The following is a 20,131-nucleotide window of genomic DNA, read 5'->3' on the forward strand; positions in this document are numbered from 1 at the left end:
TATCTCATTACAACGTGATGGATAGCCGCAGTGCCAACGCAACCAGCGTGACAAACAGCACAGGCAGTGTCATGACAATTCCGATACGGAAATAGTATCCCCAACTGATCGTCATGTTTTTCTGTGATAACACATGTAACCAAAGCAGTGTCGCCAGGCTGCCAATAGGAGTAATTTTGGGTCCTAAATCACAACTAATGACGTTGGCATAAATCATTGCGTCTTTAACAACACCAGATGCGGTGCTGCCGTCGATAGATAAGGCACCAATCAACACTGTGGGCATATTGTTCATGATTGAGGAAAGCAGCGCGGCCATAAAGCCAGTGCCAAGTGTGGCAGTCCACAGTCCTTTCTCCGCAAACAGATTCAGAATACTGGAAAGATATTCCGTTAACCCCGCGTTGCGCAGACCATAGACCACTAAATACATACCGAGTGAGAAAATTACGATCTGCCATGGCGCACCACGCAGTACCTTACCCGTATTGATGGCATGACCTTTTTTTGCCACTGCAAGCAAAATAGTTGCGCCCACGGCCGCAATAGCACTGACGGGAATCCCCAAAGGTTCGAGGACGAAAAATCCGGTAAGCAGAAGCACCAAAACAATCCAACCCGCTCTGAACGTTGCCAGATCCTTAATGGCACTTGCCGGTACTTTTAACCGAGATACGTCGTAGGTTGCAGGGATATCCTTCCGAAAAAACAGGTGTAACATAATCAACGTCGCGATAATCGCTGCAATATCGACGGGAACCATAACCGATGCATATTCAGCAAACCCAAGGTTGAAAAAATCGGCAGACACAATGTTAACCAGATTAGAAACAATCAGCGGCAGGCTAGCCGTATCAGCAATAAATCCTGCAGCCATAACGAATGCCAGCGTCGTACCAGTGCTGAACCCCAAAGCCAACAGCATGGCAATCACAATCGGCGTGAGGATCAGCGCGGCGCCGTCGTTGGCAAACAACGCAGAAACGGCAGCGCCCAGTAAAACAATCCAGGTAAACAACAGACGCCCGCGCCCGTTTCCCCATCGGGATACGTGCAATGCCGCCCATTCGAAAAAACCCGATTCATCAAGCAATAGGCTGATGACAATCACCGCAATAAACGTCGCCGTCGCGTTCCAGACAATATTCCAGACAACCGGAATATCATTGAGGTGAATGACCCCGCTGAACAGCGCGAATACGGCCCCGATGCTAGCACTCCATCCGATACTGAGACCTCTGGGTTGCAAAATCACCAGGATCAAGGTCAGTAAAAATATGATTCCTGCCAATAACATATCAAACCTCATCACATATGGAAAAAAGAATATATCTCTTCCTATTTCAGCATGAAGAAGAAGCGGATTTAGCCAGACACCGACGAACGTCATCACGCAGGCATTGCCATGCGGTACTAATCGTTTCTGCGGCCCAAGCAGGCATGTGTGGAGACAATCGATAATGAATCCATTTTCCTTCACGGCGATCAAGAACTAAACCTGATTCACGTAATATTGCCATATGGCGGGAAATTTTAGGCTGAGATTCCGTGGTGGCAGCGCAGATATCACAGACGCACAATTCTCCCGCTTCTCTGAGCAGCAGGATGATGGATAGCCGAGTCTCATCGGAAAGGATTTTGAAAAGTTGGACGGGTTGTAGCATTTTTGGCTCTCAATACACTCCATATACATATATGTTAATTCATATATATTGGAATTAGAATCCTCTAATGCAAAATGTAGTTAAGGAGCAGAAGGAATGACGCTGAAACTTAAGTACAATGGAGCCATTGCGCCTGACATGATTATTTGAGTGGCAATGGCTCACCATACGGGCTGCTATAAACCTGAACCATCACGCTTTTATCGGTATCAAATGTCGCAACCGTCACAACATCATGAGTGCCAACCGCTCGCCAACATTCAGCCTCAACATCGCAACGATCCTGCTTCTCATACCCCACCGAAGTCAGATAGGTGTGAACATTGCGGGTATCGCCAGTGCCATAGAAATTCACCGTCCATACTTTAGCTTCAGGACCCGTTACGTTCGAAAAACTGAAGGCATAGCGATCGGTAATATGCGGCATGTTTTTCAGAATATCGGGGGTATAGAACGCATATTCCCTTTTATCCTGTTCGGTATAATGCGCACTGCTGGCAAAATCCATTTTGATATACGGCCATATCGCGCCAACCACAACAGCAATAACGATGGTGCCGATCGCAGCAAAAATCTTCAGCGGTTTACTCATCCTTAAGTCTCCTTCCCTTTTTAACTGAAGCCAAACAATGAACTATCTTCTTAAGGTTGTATTTTACACCGCTTGCCTGACCAGTATGAAAATTTTGCACTAACGAAATGAAACCAAGGTAACTGCACTCAAATCGCGACCAATCCCCGTACGTCGTCCTGCTCCATCGTTTCGCCTCGCCCGCGCTGTATGATTTCCCCGCGAGACATCACCAGATAGCTGTCAGCCAGTTCGGCGGCAAAGTCGTAAAATTGCTCAACCAGCAGGATCGCCATATCGCCACGCTGCGCCAGTTGGCGAATCACTGCGCCGATCTCTTTAATCACCGACGGCTGTATGCCTTCTGTCGGTTCATCCAGAATCAACAGCTGTGGTTTACAGGCCAGCGCACGTCCAATCGCCAGCTGTTGCTGTTGCCCACCGGACAAATCGCCACCGCGCCGCTGTTTCATTTCATCCAATACGGGAAAAAGCTGGTAGATCTCATCCGGTACCTGTCGCGCCTGTTTGCCCGGAAAACGCGACAGCCCCATCAGCAGATTTTCTTCCACCGTCAGACGGGGGAAAATTTCTCGTCCCTGCGGTACATAGGCAATACCTGCTTGCACGCGCTGGTGGGGTTTACGTGTATTAATTGCCTCGCCCTGCCAGCGAATCGTGCCGGACTTCGCCGGAATCAGCCCCATCAGACATTTCAGCAGCGTGGTCTTCCCCACGCCGTTACGCCCTAACAGACAGGTAATCTCGCCGGGATTTACCTCAAACGACAAACCGCGCAGAATGTGGCTGCCGCCGTAATATTGATTCAGTTCTGCAATTTCTAACATGTTAGCGCCCCAGATAAACGTCAATGACCTGCTCATTAGCCTGGACCTCACGCAGCGATCCTTCCGCCAGCACCTGCCCCTGATGCAGCACGGTCACGCGATCGGCAATGCTCTCGACAAATCCCATATCGTGCTCCACCACCATCAGCGAGTGCTTGCCCGCCAGACTGCGGAACAGTTCGGCGGTGTAGGCGGTTTCTGCATCCGTCATCCCGGCGGCGGGTTCATCGAGCAACAGCAGATGCGGTTCCTGAACCAACAGCATGCCAATCTCCAGAAACTGCTTTTGTCCATGCGACAACAACCCTGCTGGTCGCTGCCGTTCGTGACCGAGTCGCAGCAGCGCCAGCGTGTCGTCAATCCGGTCACGTTGCTCGCCGTTCAGCCTGGCACGCAGGCTTGCCCACACCGACTTGTCGGTTTTCAGCGCAATTTCGAGGTTTTCGAACACGGTCAGCGCCTCAAACACGGTCGGCTTTTGGAATTTTCGCCCAATTCCAGCGCGTGCAATGTCCACGGGTGATAACGTCGTCAGATCGGTAAATTGATCGTAAAACACCTTACCGTTATCCGGCCGCGTTTTGCCGGTGATGACATCCATCAGCGTGGTTTTCCCCGCGCCGTTTGGTCCGATGATGCAGCGCAGTTCCCCCACGCCAATCTGCAACGAGAGATCGGTGAGCGCCTGAAAACCGTCAAAACTCACGTTAATCTTGTCGAGTTGCAGCACCGGATCGGTCTGGTGCCGATGGCGATCCGACGGGTGTAGCTGGGCAAACTGGGTCGGTGAAGAAACCGTCAGTGCAGGCACTGACGGTACAGATACAGGTTCAGTCATGTTTCTTCCTCGTCAGCAATCCAATCACACCACGCGGCAAAAACAGCGTGACGAGAATAAACATCAGTCCCAAAAAGAACAGCCAGTATTCAGGAAAGGCCACGGTAAACCAGCTTTTCGCACCGTTGACGATCCCCGCGCCGAGCAATGGCCCAATTAGCGTTCCGCGTCCGCCCAGCGCGACCCAAATAGCGGCTTCGATGGAGTTGGTCGGTGACATTTCACTGGGATTGATGATGCCAACCTGCGGCACATACAGCGCCCCCGCCAGCCCACACAGCACGGCGGAAAGCGTCCAGACAAACAGTTTGAAGCCTTTCGGATCATAGCCGCAGAACATCAGACGGTTTTCCGCATCGCGCACCGCCGTCAACACGCGGCCAAATTTACTGCGCGCCAGCGCAAACCCCGCTAACAGGCTGGCGGTTAGCAGCAGCACGGTGGCGACAAACAGCCCGATACGTGTACCCGTGGCCGTAATGGGGAAGCCCAGCAGCGTAGTAAAACCGGTAAATCCGTTATTCCCACCAAAGCCGGTTTCGTTACGGAAGAACAGCAGCATCCCGGCGTAGGTCAGCGCCTGCGTCATGATCGAGAAATAGACACCCTTGATTTTGGAACGGAACGCGAACCAGCCGAATACAAACGCCAGTATGCCCGGCACCAGTACGATCAGGCACAGCGCCCAGGCGAAATACTGTGTGCCTGCCCAGAACCACGGTAGTTCCGTCCACGACAGGAATGACATAAACGCGGGCATCCCCTCGCCAGCGGCCTGCCGCATCAGATACATGCCCATGGCATAGCCGCCCAGCGCAAAAAACAGACCGTGACCGAGCGATAGCAGCCCCGCGTAGCCCCACACCAGATCCAACGCCACGGCAACAATGGCATAGCACAGAATTTTGCCGATCAGCGTCAGCGTGTAGGTGGAGATAGCCAGCGGGTTCTCTGCGGGCAACAGCGCGAAAAATGGCAGTATCAGCAAGACCAACAGCATGCCCGAACCGAGGCCAAGCATGAGTCGCGGTGCGCGCTGCGTCAGGGTTATCGTCATCGGCTGTTTAATAGAGTGCGTAATAGGTTGCGTCATCAGTCAATCACCCGTCCTTTGAATGCAAACAACCCCTGTGGCCGTTTCTGAATAAACAACACGATCAGTACCAAAATGACGATTTTACCCAGCACTGCGCCGATCTGCGGTTCCAGCACTTTGTTGAGAATGCCGAGGCTAAATGCAGCCACCACTGTCCCTGCAAGCTGTCCGACGCCGCCCAACACAACGACGAGGAAGGAATCGATGATGTAACCCTGTCCCAGTTCCGGCCCGACGTTACCCAACTGAGACAGTGCCACACCACCCAGCCCCGCTATGCCAGATCCGAGACCAAAAGCCAGCATATCGACGCGTCCGGTCGGCACGCCGCAACAGTCCGCCATCGCCCGGTTTTGCGTCACCGCCCGCACATTCATGCCGAGCCGTGTTTTATTGAGTAATAACCAGGTGAGTAACAGCACGCCGAGGACAAACAAGATCACCGCAATACGGTTATACGGCAGCACCAGATTCGGCAACAGGCGCAGCCCGCCGGACAGCCACGCAGGGTTCGCGACTTCCAGATTCTGCGTACCGAACAGCATCCGCACCAGTTGGATCAGCATCAGGCTGATACCCCACGTTGCCAGCAGCGTTTCCAGCGGACGACCATAGAGATGGCGAATCACCGTGCGCTCCAGCGTCATGCCAACACCCGCCGTGATAAAGAAGGCCACAGGCAACGCCAACAGCGGATAATACGGCAGCCAGGCCGGCGCAAACTGCTGGCACAGCGACTGCACCAGCCAAGTCGCGTACGCGCCCAGCATCAACATTTCACCGTGTGCCATGTTGATGACGCCCAATAATCCATAGGTGATCGCCAGCCCCAGCGCCGCCAGCAGCAAAATCGAGCCAAGCGACAGCCCGGTAAACGCCTGCCCTAACAGATCGCCGACGATCAAACTTTGCTTAATCTGATCCAGACTCTCCTGCGCTGCCGCACGCACACCGGTATCTGATTCATTCGGTGCCTGCGTCAACGGCTGTAACAGTGCCTGCATTTGCGGATCGCCGGTCTGTCCTAATCGTTTAACCGCATCAAGACGCACCAGTGGGTCGGCAGCACTTAACTGGCGGGTAGCAATAGCGATATTCAGCGCATCGTGCACCTGTGCGTCTTTCTCTACCTCAAGCCGTTGTACCAATAGCGGCAGTTGCTCCGCACTGCTGTCACCTTGCAATTGCCGCACCGCATTCAGGCGCGTTGCGACCTCATCACTGACTAACTGGTGTGAAGCCAGCGCGGTGGCAATCAGCACGCGCAGACGGTTATTCATAAACAGTTTTTTAGTCGCGCCAGTCGGTTGAGCATGCCCTTCCAGCGGCGTTAACGTGCCTTGCACATCCATAAACGGCTGTTGATTCTGATCGAGTACCACCGATTCGGCGCGCAGTGCCTGTAGCAGCGGCAAGCGCGCAGGCTCCGGCGCAGCGGCCCATTGTTGCAGTAGCTCTGCCTGCTGCGTGCGGCTGGCGGCGGCGAAATCGGCTGCGGGCCCAGCCTGTGCTAACACAGGAAGCATCAGACACAGCGACAGCACAAACGTAGATAATTGACGATTAATCATCGCAATGTCCGCCATATTAGAGAGGGAATCCCCGTCCAACCGTTGGACGGGGCGACGTTTACTGTGCGGCTTTTATTGGATGATCGGGCTTCTTATCATTGCCGGCGATGTACGGGCTCCACGGTTGGGCGCGAACCGGTTTATCGGTTTGCCAGACCACGTTGAACTGACCATTTTCCTCGATTTCGCCAATCATCACTGGCTTATGCAGATGGTGGTTGGTGCTGTCCATCGTCAGCGTAAAGCCATCCGGTGCGGCAAAGGTTTGACCCGCCATAGCGGCACGTACTTTATCCACGTCCGTGGTGCCCGCTTTCTCTACCGCCTGCGCCCACATGTGAATCCCGACGTAGGTGGCTTCCATCGGATCGTTAGTCACTACCGTGCCCGAATTCGGCAGGTTTTTCGCTTTGGCGTAGGCTTTATAGGCTTCGACGAATTGGGTGTTGGTTGGGTTCTCAACCGATTCAAAGTAGTTCCACGCCGCCAAATGGCCGACTAGCGGTTTGGTATCGATACCGCGCAGTTCCTCTTCACCTACCGAGAACGCGACAACTGGCACATCGGTCGCTTTGATGCCCTGATTCGCCAGCTCTTTATAGAACGGAACGTTGGAATCGCCGTTGATGGTAGAAACTACCGCCGTCTTACCGCCCGTCGAGAATTTCTTGATGTTGGAAACGATGGTCTGATAATCGCTGTGCCCGAACGGCGTATAGACTTCCTCAATATCCTTGTCCTGCACGCCTTTTGAATGCAGGAACGCGCGTAGGATCTTGTTGGTGGTACGCGGATAGACATAATCGGTACCCAGCAGGAAGAAACGCTTCGCTGCCCCACCGTCTTCACTCATCAGATATTCCACGGCAGGGATCGCCTGCTGATTCGGTGCCGCACCGGTATAGAATACGTTCGGCGACATCTCTTCGCCCTCATACTGCACCGGATAGAACAGCAGCCCGTTTAACTCTTCAAACACCGGCAGCACCGATTTACGCGACACCGATGTCCAACAGCCGAAAACCACCGCCGCTTTATCCTGCGTTAGCAACTGACGCGCCTTTTCAGCAAACAGCGGCCAGTTCGACGCGGGATCGACAACTACCGGCTCCAGTTTTTTACCCAACACGCCGCCTTTAGCATTGATCTCATTAATGGCCATCAGTGCCACATCTTTCAGCGGCGTTTCCGAAATCGCCATCGTGCCGGACAGCGAATGCATTACCCCGACTTTGATGGTTTCCGCCGCCTGCACGCTCCAGGTCAACCCCATACCAACCACTGTCGCAGACAGCGCAAAAACTTTTAGCAATGAACGTCTTTTCATTTATTAGCCCTTAAGTCGTGTTGAGTGAGAATGGAATCGTGTGATGCGTCTGGTGAAGCTGGTTCTGTAGTAACTGACTGAGGCCGTGCCTGCTGTAGCATGTGTAAGGTGATCTTCCTGACTTCGGCCTTACTGACCGCAATGTGGTCGGTTAGAATGCGCTGCGCCTCCTCAGTGTGTTGTTGCAATATCGCTAGCAAAATCTGGGCGTGTTCTTTATAGGTCGCGTCGATGCGATCCTCACGGGTGAAATCGAGACGGCGAATAATGCGGATTTTCTCCGTCAGTTCGCCGTGAATCCGAGCCATTTCACTGTTGCCCGCCGCCATAACCAGCCCACGGTGAAACCCTTCGTCGTAGCGGGACACGGTCTTTCCATCATCCAGACGCGGTTCCTCAATCCAGAAGCGTTTCAGATCCGCCAATAACTCGGCGCAGCGCCCCGGCGGCATCCCGCACAGTCGACGAATGGCTTCGCGCTCCAGCACAATGCGGAAGTCATACAGTTCTTCGAAATACTCAAAATCAAAGGGGCGCACCTGCCAGCCGCTGCGAAAATAGACTTCGACATACCCTTCCCGCTCCAACCAGAACAGCGCCTGACGCACCGGCGTGCGGCTAACCGACATCCGCTCGGCAATCTCACTTTCACTGAAGCGATCGCCCGGCATCAGACGAAAGTCGAAAATGTCGTTTTTCAGCGTCTGATACACCCGTTCCGCCAACGCTTCCGGGCGATCTTTGTTATTCTTTTGTGTGCCTGTTCGCATGGTTTTCTCCGCCTCGCCGTTTATTACCTGTCGTCCGTTTTATGCAGACTCGTCCCTTTATCCCAACTGGTCCTTATTCCAGCCATAGCAGGGCATCACCGGGACTGACCGGACGCCCCGGCTGACAGCCGATGCGCTTCACCCGGCCTGACTGCGGCGCGCTAATCGTTAGTTCCATTTTCATCGCTTCAACGATGATCAACGGCTGTCCGGCCTCAACCTCATCCCCTACCTTCACCAGCACTTTCCAGATATTGCCGTTCATATCTGCACTGACCTGAAAGGCATCTTCGTCGTTTTCTACAGAAGCGATTAAAACGTCTTCCTGCGGCGTGCTGTCCTCTTCTTGCTGCCACAGCGCCACTTCAGTTTCAAATGCAGAGGCCTGACGCTGGCGAAACGCGGCGATATCGTCGGCCTGTTCGGTTAGAAAACGCGTGTGCTCAGAGAAATCAAATTCGGTTTCTTCGATATGGATCGCGGCGCGTCCTTCGCGGAAATCCTCACGCAGCGCCGTCAGTTCGGCTTCGCTGACCGGATAAAACCGCACCTGATCGAAGAAACGTAGCAGCCACGGTTCACCCGCGATGAACTGATCATTTTTGAGGAACTTGTTCCAGATCGGCAGCGTGCGCCCCACCAGTTGATAGCCGCCCGGTGAATCCATGCCGTAAATGCACATGTACATGCCGCCGATGCCGACCGTGCCTTCGGCAGTGAAGGTGCGCGCCGGATTGTATTTGGAGCTAAGCAGACGGTGACGCGGATCGACCGGCACCGCACAGGGCGCGCCGAGATAAACATCGCCCAGCCCCAGAATCAGGTAACTGGCATCGAAAATGATGTCACGCACGTCATCACGGCTCGATAAACCATTAATACGCTGGATGAAATCGACATTATTCGGCAGCCAGGGCGCACTAGCGCGTACCGTTTCACGGTAGCGTTCAACCGCACCGAGCGTGGCGCTGTCTTCAAACGCCATTGGCAAATGGACGATACGCGACGGCACTGTCATCTGGCTGACATCGCCGAGCTGGCTTTCCAGATTCAGCAGCACGTCCAGCAGCGCACGCTGGCGGATAATCCGGCTGTCATAACGTACCTGTAGCGAACGCACGCCAGGCGATAGCTCTTCTATTCCCGCCGTCGCCGAAGCACGGATCGCAATCATCAGCAGATGAATACGCAGCCGCAGCGCCAGATCGAGCACGTTCTCGCCGTACTCGATCAGAACGTAGTTGTCGCCTGCCTGACGATAGACGGCAACTGGCGTGGTCGCCGTGGCTTGCACGGCAGCCAGCACCGTTGCGGAACCGTGTTCTGTCGTCGCTAACGAAGGAATGTCGAACGCAGGTGCATGTGCTGTACCCAACGTGGAAACACGAGCAGACTGCGCCTGTTCCAGTGCCAGCGCCTCCTCCGCGCTGATAGGATGGAAACGGATGCGGTCACCCGGTTTGACCTGGCCGACTTTCCACAGTTCCGCTTTGGCAATGGTGACCGGACAGACAAATCCGCCCAGACTTGGCCCATCGCGCGTGAGGATCACCGGAAAATCACCAGTAAAATTCACCGCGCCGATGGCGTATTCACAGTCGTGAACGTTGGAAGGATGCAAACCGGCCTCACCGCCGTTCTCTCGCGTCCAACTGGGCTTCGGCCCCACCAGACGCACGCCCAGTCGGTTCGAGTTGTAATGCACCTGCCATTCTGCCGCGAAAAATTCGTCGATTGCCGCGTGGGTAAAGAAGTCCGGCGCACCGTGCGGGCCGTAGAGCACGCCAATGCGCCATTCGTTGCCGTACTGCGGAATCAGCGCGATGTCCACGGCCTGCGGGGCGCTCACCGGCGCAGGCGTAGTGCAGGCAGGTAATGCGGGTTGCGAAATCGCCAGCATATCCGCCACGCGCAGCGTTCGTCCGGCGTGACCGCCAAATTCCCCGAGCGCGAACGTCGAGCGGCTGCCGAGATACTGCGGTACATCAATGCCGTTGCGTACCGCCAGATAGGTACGACAACCGGACTGCGCCCGCCCCAGCGTCAGTGTTTGCCCAGCCGTTACCGTGACGGGCTGCCAATAGGGCACGACGTCTCCATCCAGCGTCGCTGGGCAATCAGCTCCCGTCAGTGCAATCACCGCCGTACTGTGGAAACGCAACGTCGGCCCTTGCAGCGTAAACTCCAGCCCTGCCGCAGCGTCATCATTACCGACAATGCGGTTCGCCAGACGGAACGCGAAATCGTCCATCGGGCCGGACGGCGGCACACCGATATCCCAATAGCCGAGGCGTCCGGGGTAATCCTGCACGCTGCTCCAGGTGCCGGGCTGGATGACTTCAATCACTGGCGCCGACGGCGTAAAGCTATCGAGCATCCTCGTCCATACCGTTCCGCTACGGAACGCGTCGGTGGTGATAATCTGACGCAGATAATCCAGATTGGTGGCAATACCGTGCAAACGCGTAGCATTTAGCGCCTGCTGCATCTTCTCCAGCGCCAGCTCACGGGTTTCTGCGTGAACGATCAGCTTGGCGATCATCGGATCGTAATACGCAGATACCTCGGTGCCAGTGCTTACCCAGCCATCGACCCGCACGCCGTCGGGAAACGCCACTTCAGTCAGCACGCCGGGGCTGGGTTGGAAATTTTTCAGCGGATCTTCCGCATAGAGTCGTACTTCAATCGCCGCGCCACGCGGTCGTTGTGTGAGCTGCGCCCAGTCAAGCGGTTCATCCGCCGCAACGCGCAGCATGCATTCGACCAAATCCAGCCCGGTGACACACTCCGTCACTGGATGTTCAACCTGCAAGCGGGTATTCACTTCGAGGAAAAAGAACGCGTCGCGCTCGGCGTCGTAGATGAATTCCACCGTTCCCGCGCTGCGGTAGCTGACCAGTTCGCCGAGCTTCACTGCCGAAGCCAGCAACGCCGCGCGTGTGGTTTCTGGCAAATGCGGTGCGGGCGTCTCTTCCACCACTTTCTGGTTGCGCCGCTGTAATGAGCAATCACGTTCGCCCAGCGCCACCACACGGCCTTTGCCATCGCCAAAAATCTGTACTTCTACGTGACGCGCCCGATCGATGCAGCGTTCGAGAAAGACACCTGCATCGCTGAAAAACTGCTCGCCCAACCGACGCACGCTTTCCCACGCGGCTTGCAGCGCGGCAGCATCGGCACAGCGCGTCAGGCCAATTCCCCCGCCACCGGCGGTACTTTTCAGCATCACCGGATAGCCGATCTCGTCTGCAGCGACCAGCGCGTCCTCCAACGAGGCCAGCAGCGGCGTTCCCGGCGTCATCGGCACACCGGCAGCCGCAGCCAGTTCACGGGCGCGGTGCTTCAGGCCAAATTCGCCAATTTGCTGCGCGGTTGGCCCAACAAACGCGATACCCGCCTTTTCACACGCGGCAGCAAACGGCAGGCTTTCGGATAGAAAACCGTAGCCCGGCCAGATCGCTTCTGCTCCCGTCTGCTGGGCAGCCGCCAATACCTTATCGATACACAGATAGCTGTCGCTGGCCTTTTCCCCGCCAATCGATACGGCGATATCGGCATCTTTCACATGCTGTGCGTTTTTATCCGCGTCGGAATAAATAGCCACGCTGGTGATACCCAAGCGCTTTAGCGTGCGCATCGCACGGCAGGCGATCTCACCTCGATTAGCAATCAATACGGTCTTAAACATGGGACGCCTCCTGACGGGCGAGCCAATGACGCCAGCCGCCGAACGCGGTGATATCCGTGGCGTCGCTTAACGCAGCCGGTTCGCAAATAAAGCCTTTAACTCGTCGCCCGTCGGCTAACATCAACGTACCGATTCCCAACGGTGCCGGAATCTCTGCGACAAACTCACCAAAACGCGCCAGCGGGATGTCCCATAGTTCGACGATGATCGCCGCGCCATCGGTGCTTTTCGCTAAACCGGGCTTGGCAGGTTGCGTATTCGCCAGCGCATAAAGACGATAGTTTTCCGCGGTGTGCGTCTCTTCTATCCGTACCGCATCACGGTTGGTCAATTGATGGTTGAGCGGCATACCCGTCAGGTGCGCGCCGACAACGGCGAGGCGGACGTGTGAGATGGAAGGCGGTAAGGTGGTTGGTCCTGCAGGCAGCGCTTTTCCCGTCGCGCCCAGCGTAAGCGCCAGCTGTGCCTGCCAGCGCAGGCCAAAACTCGCTAATGCACGGTCGTGCCACGCGGGTGCAATCAGCGTGATACCCGCAGGCAAACCGTCAGCACGGAAAGGCGCAGGCAGTGCCAGCGCCGAAAGATCGGCCAGATTGGTAAAGTTGGTGTAGGTTCCCAACTGGGAATTGTTACGCACCGGCTCCTGCTTCATCGCCTCACGCGTATGAATCGTCGGCGACGTCGGCACCGCTAACGCATCGAACGAGGCCAGCGTCTGCTGAATCTGACGCGCCAGTTCGGCCCGCAGGTATTCGGCTTTGAAAGCCTCTACCGCGCTGAAACGCTCACCGCTCGCCACGATGCCGTACACCACCGGATCCATCAGTTCAGGTTGCCGCAGCATATCGCCCACCGCTACCGTGCGTTCCGCTACCCAAGGGCCTTGGTAAAGCTGTTCAGCCAACTGCGTGAATACGCTGAAATCGATGGGATGCAGCGTCGCGCCCGTCGCTTCTAATTCGACCAGCGCGAGCTGCCATGCGGCCTGTGCGACGGCATCATCAAAAAAGGTCGGATCGCTGGGAATAGCAACGCGCGGTTTTTCCGGCAGCAAGGCTGGCGCACTGCCCGGATGGCTGCGCGAATAAGCATCTGCGGTATCATATCCGCCAGCCAGTTCCGCGACGGTAAACGCATCTTCGACGGTTAATGCGAACACGGAGATCGTGTCATTCAGGCGACAAGCAGGAACGACACCGCTTGCCGATAGCCACCCTTTCGTCGGCTTCAGGCCGACGATATTATTAAACCCCGCGGGAACGCGCCCCGATCCGGCGGTGTCGGTGCCTAATGAAAATGCGACCAGCCCCCGCGCCAGCACCGAAGCCGATCCTGAACTGGAACCGCCGCTGATATAGTCCGCATTGAAGGTATTCGGTACTTCACCAAACGGTGAACGCGTGCCCACCAAGCCAGTGGCAAACTGATCGAGGTTGGTTTTACCGACAACCACCGCGCCTGCCGCTTTTAATTTGGCAACGGCAGTCGCATCCTTGTCGGCCAGATAGGTGAATGCCGGACACGCCGCGCTCGTCGGCCAGCCTGCAACATCAATATTATCTTTGACAGCAAAGGGAACGCCGAACAGCGGTAGCGCGTCTGGGTTTTCACGATACAGAGGCAGCAGCGCCGCGATCTGTGCCTCAAGCAGCTCGGGGGTCGCCAGCACGATCCACGCCGGATCGTCCGTCGAGAAGCTGGCGAGCAGCGCACTTAGCGTCTCTCCTACGCTATCAGCCTGCTGTTGGTGATGCTGTTTCCATTCCTGAAGCGTGAGTCCCGTCATTCTTGGCATAGTGTGAATCCCATCTGGTATACAAGATTGAATTCACTAAAGCGAAAACCATGCCAGTTTTCACCACTTTGATTTATATGGAATTAAATAATTCCGTTTCATTATCATGCACAGAAAAGGAACAACCGTGCGCCATCGCGGAGCACGGTTGCTATCGGCAAAGTTGTTATAGATAAATCGTTATAGATAAATTGTTATGGGTTAACGCGTAGACAGTACATCGCTGCGTTGACGGCATTTATTCAACGTCTCGGTTTTCATCTGCCTGATAATCGAAGAAATCAAACGCGGCAGTATGCTGGTGCAATACGCTGTCTACACAGGCGATCCCGACAAACGACCCGGTAAATTCACCATGCTGGCTGTATTCATCCGAGAATTTGATCGTTTCATAGACTTTTCCGACCGGTTCATAATGTACATCGTCATACGACCAGGCGAAGGAAATCGACCGCCCTTCAATCTTCAGCCGTAAATACACCGCATCGGCAGTAAGCCATGCACTGGCGTGCCAGTCTTCCCGCTTCGCGCCATTTTCCATGTGGATAATGGAAAGTGCCGCACACTGATTTTCTTCGTCATCGTGCTTTTGTAAATAGTGCTTTTGTAAATAGAGATAGTTCATGTTGTCGTAATACAACACGAGCCCTGCACTATGCTGGAACACCTCTGGGGTAAAGCACATTTTGGTTTTCACTGTCGTGTAAACAGAGGTCAATTTTCTAGCCAGCACGCTGACTTTATTCGTGGAACTCAACGACTCCTGCCCGCGTAAACAGACATGGCTTGCCCGGCTCGTCAGGTCGGTAAATGAGTTCGGATGAATGCGCGGAGCGTAGTAATACAGGGCGAGCGTATCATCATTAAAATCATCACGCGCAGGCGTCACGAATGACAGTGATTCAGGCAAGGCGCTCGATTCGACGACGGCTTTCGCAATGTTGTCATCCCCTTCTAACCGCATCCAGCCATCCGCCGTCCAGCGCATTTTCTGTATTGCCGATTCGCGCCCTAAAGGGCAGCATAATTCTGGCTGGAAAGGCCGCGCGCAGAGATGGACCAAATACACCTCGCCTTCGGGCGTTTCGACATAGCTGCCATGGCCTGCTTTTTGTATTTGCACCGCTGGGTTAAAACACTCTGGCCGCAGATAGTCTTTCACACCCAAGATAGAAAAATCGGGCTTCTCATATTCCGCGTTATTCTTTTCAAATAGCACTGGATTCACCGACGTGAGAATCGGGTTGCCCGCATCGCTTTCGTAAGGGCCCCAGACCTGTTCCGCGCGCGCCATCGTCACGCAATGCCCGTAGCCCGTCCCGCCTTCCGCGCACATCAGGTAATAGTAACGGCCCCGCTTTGTCAGATGCGGCCCTTCCGCGCCAATCCCCGTCATCCCCGCCCAGATTCGTTTCGGGTAGCCGATGACTGCCTGCGTTTTCGGTGAATATTCCACCAGAGAAATCGCGCCATTGTAGCCATCGCGCGTTTCCCAATCGACGGCCACAATCCATTTCCGCCCATCATCGTCATGCAAAATGGAGGCATCATAGCCACCAGAATGTAAATAGACGGGCTCACTCCAGGGACCCGTGATGTCCGGTGCCGTAATCAGATAATTGTCTACATCGAAATATCGGCCATGCATTGAGTTCATCACGCCGTAAATGACGTAAAAAAGTTGTTCCTCCTCACACCAGGTGAGGCACGGAGCCCAAATGCCCTTTGCTGAAGGCAGTCGCGTTAAATCGACTTTCTTTTCATCATTCAAAACATGGGTATGCAACGTCCAATTTTTTAAGTCAGTAGAATGGTAAATCGGTATCCCGGGAAACCACTCAAAAGAGGAAACGGCAACGTAATAATCATTATTACGGCGACAAATAGACGGATCGGGATTGAATCCTTTAAAAATGGGATTTTTTATCATAAGGCACTCCGTTATAACCTATTCTTTAATTACATGTCGTCAGACAGCATTATCTGCATAGCCAATGCTATTTTTGGGTTTTCATTTACAGGATGATTTATTGTCAGGTTTTCGTTATTGCCTCAAGTCTGGCATCATTCAAGGTATAATGATTAATGATAATCACCAGACTAAAAACCAGTAGCGCAGGATAAATAGAAAACAGAAGCGCGACGGTATTGACGGCTTTTTCTGGCTGAATTGGCACGCCGCCAATATAACCACTCCAGGCTAACAACCAACCAATGAATGCACCGCCCAGCGCGATGCCCAATTTAATGGCAAACAAATTAGTGGAAAAAACAATGCCGCTTAATTTCCTACCGCTTTCTTTTTCCAACACGTCAACCACATCAGATATCATGCCCCATTGCAATGGCGTTGCAGCACCCTGAATAACATTCACCACCATGACAACACTGAAAATCAACCAGAGCATATCGGGTGAGAGGAGGTAAATAACCGTCAGTAAAATCGCCTCCAGAAACATGGCATATTTAAACCCTTTCACCTTGTCAATATTTTTGAATACGGATGATGAAATGAATGCACCAATGATTCCAGAAATAATCGCGGTTGTTAATAAATACGTGCTGATATCCGGGCGTTTTAACACGTAGTTACAGTAATAAATCGTGCTGCCACCTTTGAATAACACCGCAATCAGGTTGACGACATTTAAGGTGAACATGCTACGCCAGTCACGATTCCCACATAGCGTTTTAAAATCACGCCAAACAGACCCAGAATTTTGTTCTATCGGGGAAATATATCGCTCGCGGGTGTTTGAGAAACAGAGGTAAAAGAACACAACGCTCAGTGCACCAAATACCATCATGGTATAGAAGTAGCCTTCCTGAATATTGCCTTTACCAATGTATGTTACCAGCGGCAACGCGGAGATAGAGACGATCAATCCGCCGATGGCGCTGAGTGAAAACCGCCACGACTGGAGAGAAACCCGCTGGCGGGAATCGTTACTGATGTTGTTAATCATCGCGCAGTACGGCACGTTAATGGCGCTGTAGACGATGGACAACAGCAGGTAAGACGCATAAGCGTAAATCAGTTTCCCCGTGTAACTGAAATCAGGTGTATAAAACGTCAATGTGCAAACCACGCCAAACGGAATAGCAAACCAGAGAATATACGGCCTGAACTGGCCAAACCGCGTTCTCGTTCTATCCGCCAGAGCACCGATACCGACGTCAATAACCGCATCAATCGCCCGAACCACTAAAAACATCGTTCCCATATGATCTGGCGATAGGCCGAAGACATCGGTGTAAAAGTACGCCATAAACAACATCACCGTCTGCCAGACCAAATTACAGGCCGTGTCCCCTAATCCATACCCTATTTTTTCTTTAATACTTATTGCGGAATCAGACATAACTCCCCCACATCAATTTGACAGAGTTCAACCCTTTTTGGACTCGGAGTAGGCTTACTCTCTCATCCTCAAAATCAGGTTATTGATTTTCACCGGGGAGATATGTATAAAAAAAAGATAAAAATATAATGAAAGTGAACCCTATGAGTGACGAACATCCCATTTACGAAATCATTCCCGTTTTAACTGGGGAGCTTTATACGCTGGTGGAGGATGACGTTCTGCAATTTAACGGCTGTGATGTTATCCCCCACTATCACTTCATGAATGAAATTATGTGGTTCAGAAGCGCAGAAGGTTTATTTTCCATTAACGACGACCAATATAAAATAAAAGACAATACGCTCATCTTCGTCCCTGCCCTCGTCATTCACGATATGTTCCTATCGCCTCAATCAGATCATCTTCGCTATTTATTTCAGTTCGAGACTGATTTCATCAACGACACTAACCCATCAATTTCCTCGCTAAAAAAGTCAAAGCCACTTGTCTTCCATATTGACGAAAAAAACGCAGCACGAATTGATACACTGCTGTCCTGGTGCAATGAGTTATTTATCCACAACAAGTCATCAATATTGATAACGAAATTATTAGCTTCATTTATTGAGTTGGTATTTTCTTTCGATAGTCAAGAGGAAAATAAAAGCAGCCACGATGTTACGTCCAGCGCATCAACCCTGATAAAATATCTGTACAGCTTGGAAAACAGCACGGAGTCGGAGATCACCACAGCGGAGGCTTCTGCTGCCTGCAACTGGTCAAAATCCTATTTTTCTCGGCTTTTTAAAGGTTACTTTGGCATGACGTTTAAAAAGTACATGCTATTAAAGAAAATAAAACACGCCATCCGGTTACTTTCCTCGACGGAGTTAAAAATTGCAGATATTGCTGAGAATGCGGGTTTTACGGACAGCGCGTATTTTTGCATGAAATTTAAAATCGTCATGGGCTGTAGCCCAGCCACTTTCAGACACAGGATCTGGGCATCACAAAATTTGGCCGCCCCCGTTCAAATGACGCCGTGTCTGCCGGATTGATGAACAGCGGTCGTGGGATCGTCAGGCGATCTTCTTCGCGGCCTGCTGCGCCAGAATCGACAGCGCTGTTGCCTTAAAGATATGCGATTGCGACATCGCGTTTTCGGTGCGCTCACGGCAGTCACGCAGAAAATCGGGGAAAAAAGTGCGTTCGACGCTACCCGCAGGAGTAAAGCGCTGTTCACCTTTGCCATTCACCAGATAAACGACATTGCTTTCCCCACGCGTGAGATCGACATATTTCCTGATTTCGATATAGCCTTCCGTCCCCAGTATTGTCAGGCGACCGTCGCCCCAAACGCTCAACCCATCCGGCGTAAACCAGTCACAGCGAAAATAGCCCGTTGCCCCATTGTCGCCCAGCAGCATGGCATCGCCAAAATCCTCAAATTCAGGGTGGTGCGGATGGTGATAATTCGCCGTCTGGCTGGTCACCACGCGCGCATCGGTGTTGCCGGTAAAATAGAGAAACTGTTCGATTTGATGGATGCCGATATCGCAGAGGATCCCGCCGTACTGACGCTTTTGATAAAACCAGTCAGGCCGCGCACCACGTTCACGATGCGGACCGACGCCAATTGTCTGAATCACCCGCCCGATTTCGCCCCGTTGCACCAGTTCACCGGCAAACAGCGCGCTATCCACATTGATGCGTTCATTAAAGTACACGGCAAACTTGCGGCCAGTTTCCGTCACCCGACGTTGAACGGCATCCAATTGTTCCAACGTGGTCAGCGGCGGTTTGGCCGTGAAAAAATCCTTGCCCGCATCCAGCGTGCGCAGCGCCAATTCAGCTCTGTCACAGGGAATCACCGCACAGGCGATGAGATCGATAGACGCATCGGTAATCAGCTGTTCCGCAGAAGCGGCAAAAGGAACGGAAGGGAAAAGCGAGGTAAATTTTGCCCGATTATCTAGGTCAGATTCGAATACGCCAACCAGCTCAGCACCAGCATCAATGAGCTGCTGACACATGTCATAAATGTGGTTGTGTGCTAATCCAATCGCTGCAAACCGAATCTTCTTCATCTTCACCTCTGCCGATCTCGCTATGCCGAATCACTACAATATACCCAAAATAATTCGAGCTGCATGACAAAACGCTAGCGTTTTGAACAACGCCAAAGCGTTGGCCCTTTAGGGCAAGACTCATTTATGGGTCTTGTAACGCGGCAACTGAGCGAATCCCCAGGAGCTTACTCAAGTAAGTGACTGGGGTGAGTAAGGGCAGCCAACGCACAAGCAGCTTGAAGTATGACGTGTATAGAGTGGAAACGGGACTAGCTAAAGACAAAAGCCACACAACGCGTTAGAATTTTTCCTGTTTTTTTGACATATACCTACATTTTCTGCAACGTAACCAAGAAAGATAACCATGAAAAGAAAACGTATTCTGATCCCCCTCCTCCTTCTGATCTTGTTTGTGCTCTATCTGAATCGCGATGCGTTGAATCCTTTTGCCCCAGACTGCAAAAACCTGCCAGCGAATCAACCGAAGCCAGAAGCGTGCAAAAAACCAGTGAAAGAAGTCGCACCCGGTTTTGAAATTTAAGCGTTGAAA

At 53.1% G+C, this 20,131-nt stretch carries 16 protein-coding genes; 2 read left to right on the forward strand and 14 right to left on the reverse strand.

Going from position 1 to position 20,131, the window contains the following annotated elements; genetic code table 11:
- Positions 1–7 precede the first annotated feature (7 nt).
- The 13 genes from A0G03_RS01985 to A0G03_RS02045 form a co-directional block, all read right to left on the reverse strand.
- Positions 8–1,297, reverse strand: a complete 1,290-nt coding sequence (locus A0G03_RS01985) for an arsenic transporter (RefSeq protein WP_101749477.1) — start codon at positions 1,295–1,297, stop codon at positions 8–10.
- A gap of 46 nt (positions 1,298–1,343) precedes the next feature.
- Positions 1,344–1,664, reverse strand: coding sequence for a metalloregulator ArsR/SmtB family transcription factor (locus A0G03_RS01990; protein ID WP_072062024.1), 321 nt, complete (start codon positions 1,662–1,664; stop codon positions 1,344–1,346).
- A 142-nt stretch (positions 1,665–1,806) separates the two neighbouring features.
- Positions 1,807–2,256 carry a hypothetical protein gene (locus A0G03_RS01995; RefSeq protein ID WP_048260012.1) on the reverse strand — a complete coding sequence of 150 codons (450 nt, stop codon included), beginning with the start codon at positions 2,254–2,256 and terminating at the stop codon, positions 1,807–1,809.
- Positions 2,257–2,384: 128 nt separating this feature from the next.
- Positions 2,385–3,083, reverse strand: a complete 699-nt coding sequence (gene urtE, locus A0G03_RS02000) for an urea ABC transporter ATP-binding subunit UrtE (RefSeq protein ID WP_048260011.1) — start codon at positions 3,081–3,083, stop codon at positions 2,385–2,387.
- Between the two features lies 1 nt (position 3,084).
- The gene (gene urtD, locus A0G03_RS02005; RefSeq protein WP_048260010.1) at positions 3,085–3,921 is read right to left on the reverse strand and encodes an urea ABC transporter ATP-binding protein UrtD; all 837 of its coding nucleotides are present in this window, start codon (positions 3,919–3,921) and stop codon (positions 3,085–3,087) included.
- Positions 3,914–4,990 (reverse strand): urea ABC transporter permease subunit UrtC, encoded by a 1,077-nt coding sequence (gene urtC, locus A0G03_RS02010; RefSeq protein WP_048260566.1) that lies wholly within the window; start codon positions 4,988–4,990, stop codon positions 3,914–3,916. The genes urtD and urtC overlap by 8 nt, the downstream gene beginning before the upstream one ends.
- Before the next feature lie 23 nt (positions 4,991–5,013).
- Positions 5,014–6,603, reverse strand: a complete 1,590-nt coding sequence (gene urtB, locus A0G03_RS02015) for an urea ABC transporter permease subunit UrtB (protein ID WP_048260009.1) — start codon at positions 6,601–6,603, stop codon at positions 5,014–5,016.
- A gap of 43 nt (positions 6,604–6,646) precedes the next feature.
- Positions 6,647–7,915, reverse strand: a complete 1,269-nt coding sequence (gene urtA / locus A0G03_RS02020) for an urea ABC transporter substrate-binding protein (RefSeq protein WP_048260008.1) — start codon at positions 7,913–7,915, stop codon at positions 6,647–6,649.
- The gene (locus tag A0G03_RS02025) at positions 7,912–8,685 is read right to left on the reverse strand and encodes a GntR family transcriptional regulator (RefSeq protein ID WP_048260007.1); all 774 of its coding nucleotides are present in this window, start codon (positions 8,683–8,685) and stop codon (positions 7,912–7,914) included. The genes urtA and A0G03_RS02025 overlap by 4 nt, the downstream gene beginning before the upstream one ends.
- A 73-nt stretch (positions 8,686–8,758) precedes the next feature.
- A complete protein-coding gene (uca, locus tag A0G03_RS02030) occupies positions 8,759–12,373 on the reverse strand; it encodes an urea carboxylase (RefSeq protein WP_048260006.1) in 3,615 nt (1,204 codons plus the stop codon).
- Complete coding sequence (atzF, locus tag A0G03_RS02035) at positions 12,366–14,168, reverse strand: allophanate hydrolase (protein WP_048260005.1); 1,803 nt, start codon at positions 14,166–14,168, stop codon at positions 12,366–12,368. Before atzF ends, uca begins: the two co-directional genes overlap by 8 nt.
- Before the next feature lie 238 nt (positions 14,169–14,406).
- The gene (locus tag A0G03_RS02040) at positions 14,407–16,098 is read right to left on the reverse strand and encodes a glycoside hydrolase family 43 protein (protein WP_048260004.1); all 1,692 of its coding nucleotides are present in this window, start codon (positions 16,096–16,098) and stop codon (positions 14,407–14,409) included.
- Between the two features lie 103 nt (positions 16,099–16,201).
- Positions 16,202–17,530, reverse strand: a complete 1,329-nt coding sequence (locus A0G03_RS02045; protein WP_048260003.1) for a glycoside-pentoside-hexuronide (GPH):cation symporter — start codon at positions 17,528–17,530, stop codon at positions 16,202–16,204.
- 143 nt (positions 17,531–17,673) lie between these two features.
- Between A0G03_RS02045 and A0G03_RS02050 the strand changes: the two genes are divergently transcribed.
- A complete protein-coding gene (locus A0G03_RS02050; protein WP_048260563.1) occupies positions 17,674–18,570 on the forward strand; it encodes an AraC family transcriptional regulator in 897 nt (298 codons plus the stop codon).
- Positions 18,571–18,591: 21 nt separating this feature from the next.
- Here the strand turns inward: A0G03_RS02050 and A0G03_RS02055 are convergent, their stop codons facing one another.
- Positions 18,592–19,599 carry a Gfo/Idh/MocA family protein gene (locus A0G03_RS02055; protein ID WP_048260002.1) on the reverse strand — a complete coding sequence of 336 codons (1,008 nt, stop codon included), beginning with the start codon at positions 19,597–19,599 and terminating at the stop codon, positions 18,592–18,594.
- Positions 19,600–19,945: 346 nt separating this feature from the next.
- Between A0G03_RS02055 and A0G03_RS21825 the strand changes: the two genes are divergently transcribed.
- On the forward strand, positions 19,946–20,122 hold the full coding sequence (locus A0G03_RS21825; protein WP_167389287.1) for a hypothetical protein: 177 nt from the start codon (positions 19,946–19,948) through the stop codon (positions 20,120–20,122).
- The last annotated feature ends 9 nt before the right edge of the window (positions 20,123–20,131 follow it).

The organism is Pectobacterium peruviense (assembly GCF_002847345.1).
GTDB classification, from domain to species: Bacteria; Pseudomonadota; Gammaproteobacteria; order Enterobacterales; family Enterobacteriaceae; genus Pectobacterium; species Pectobacterium peruviense.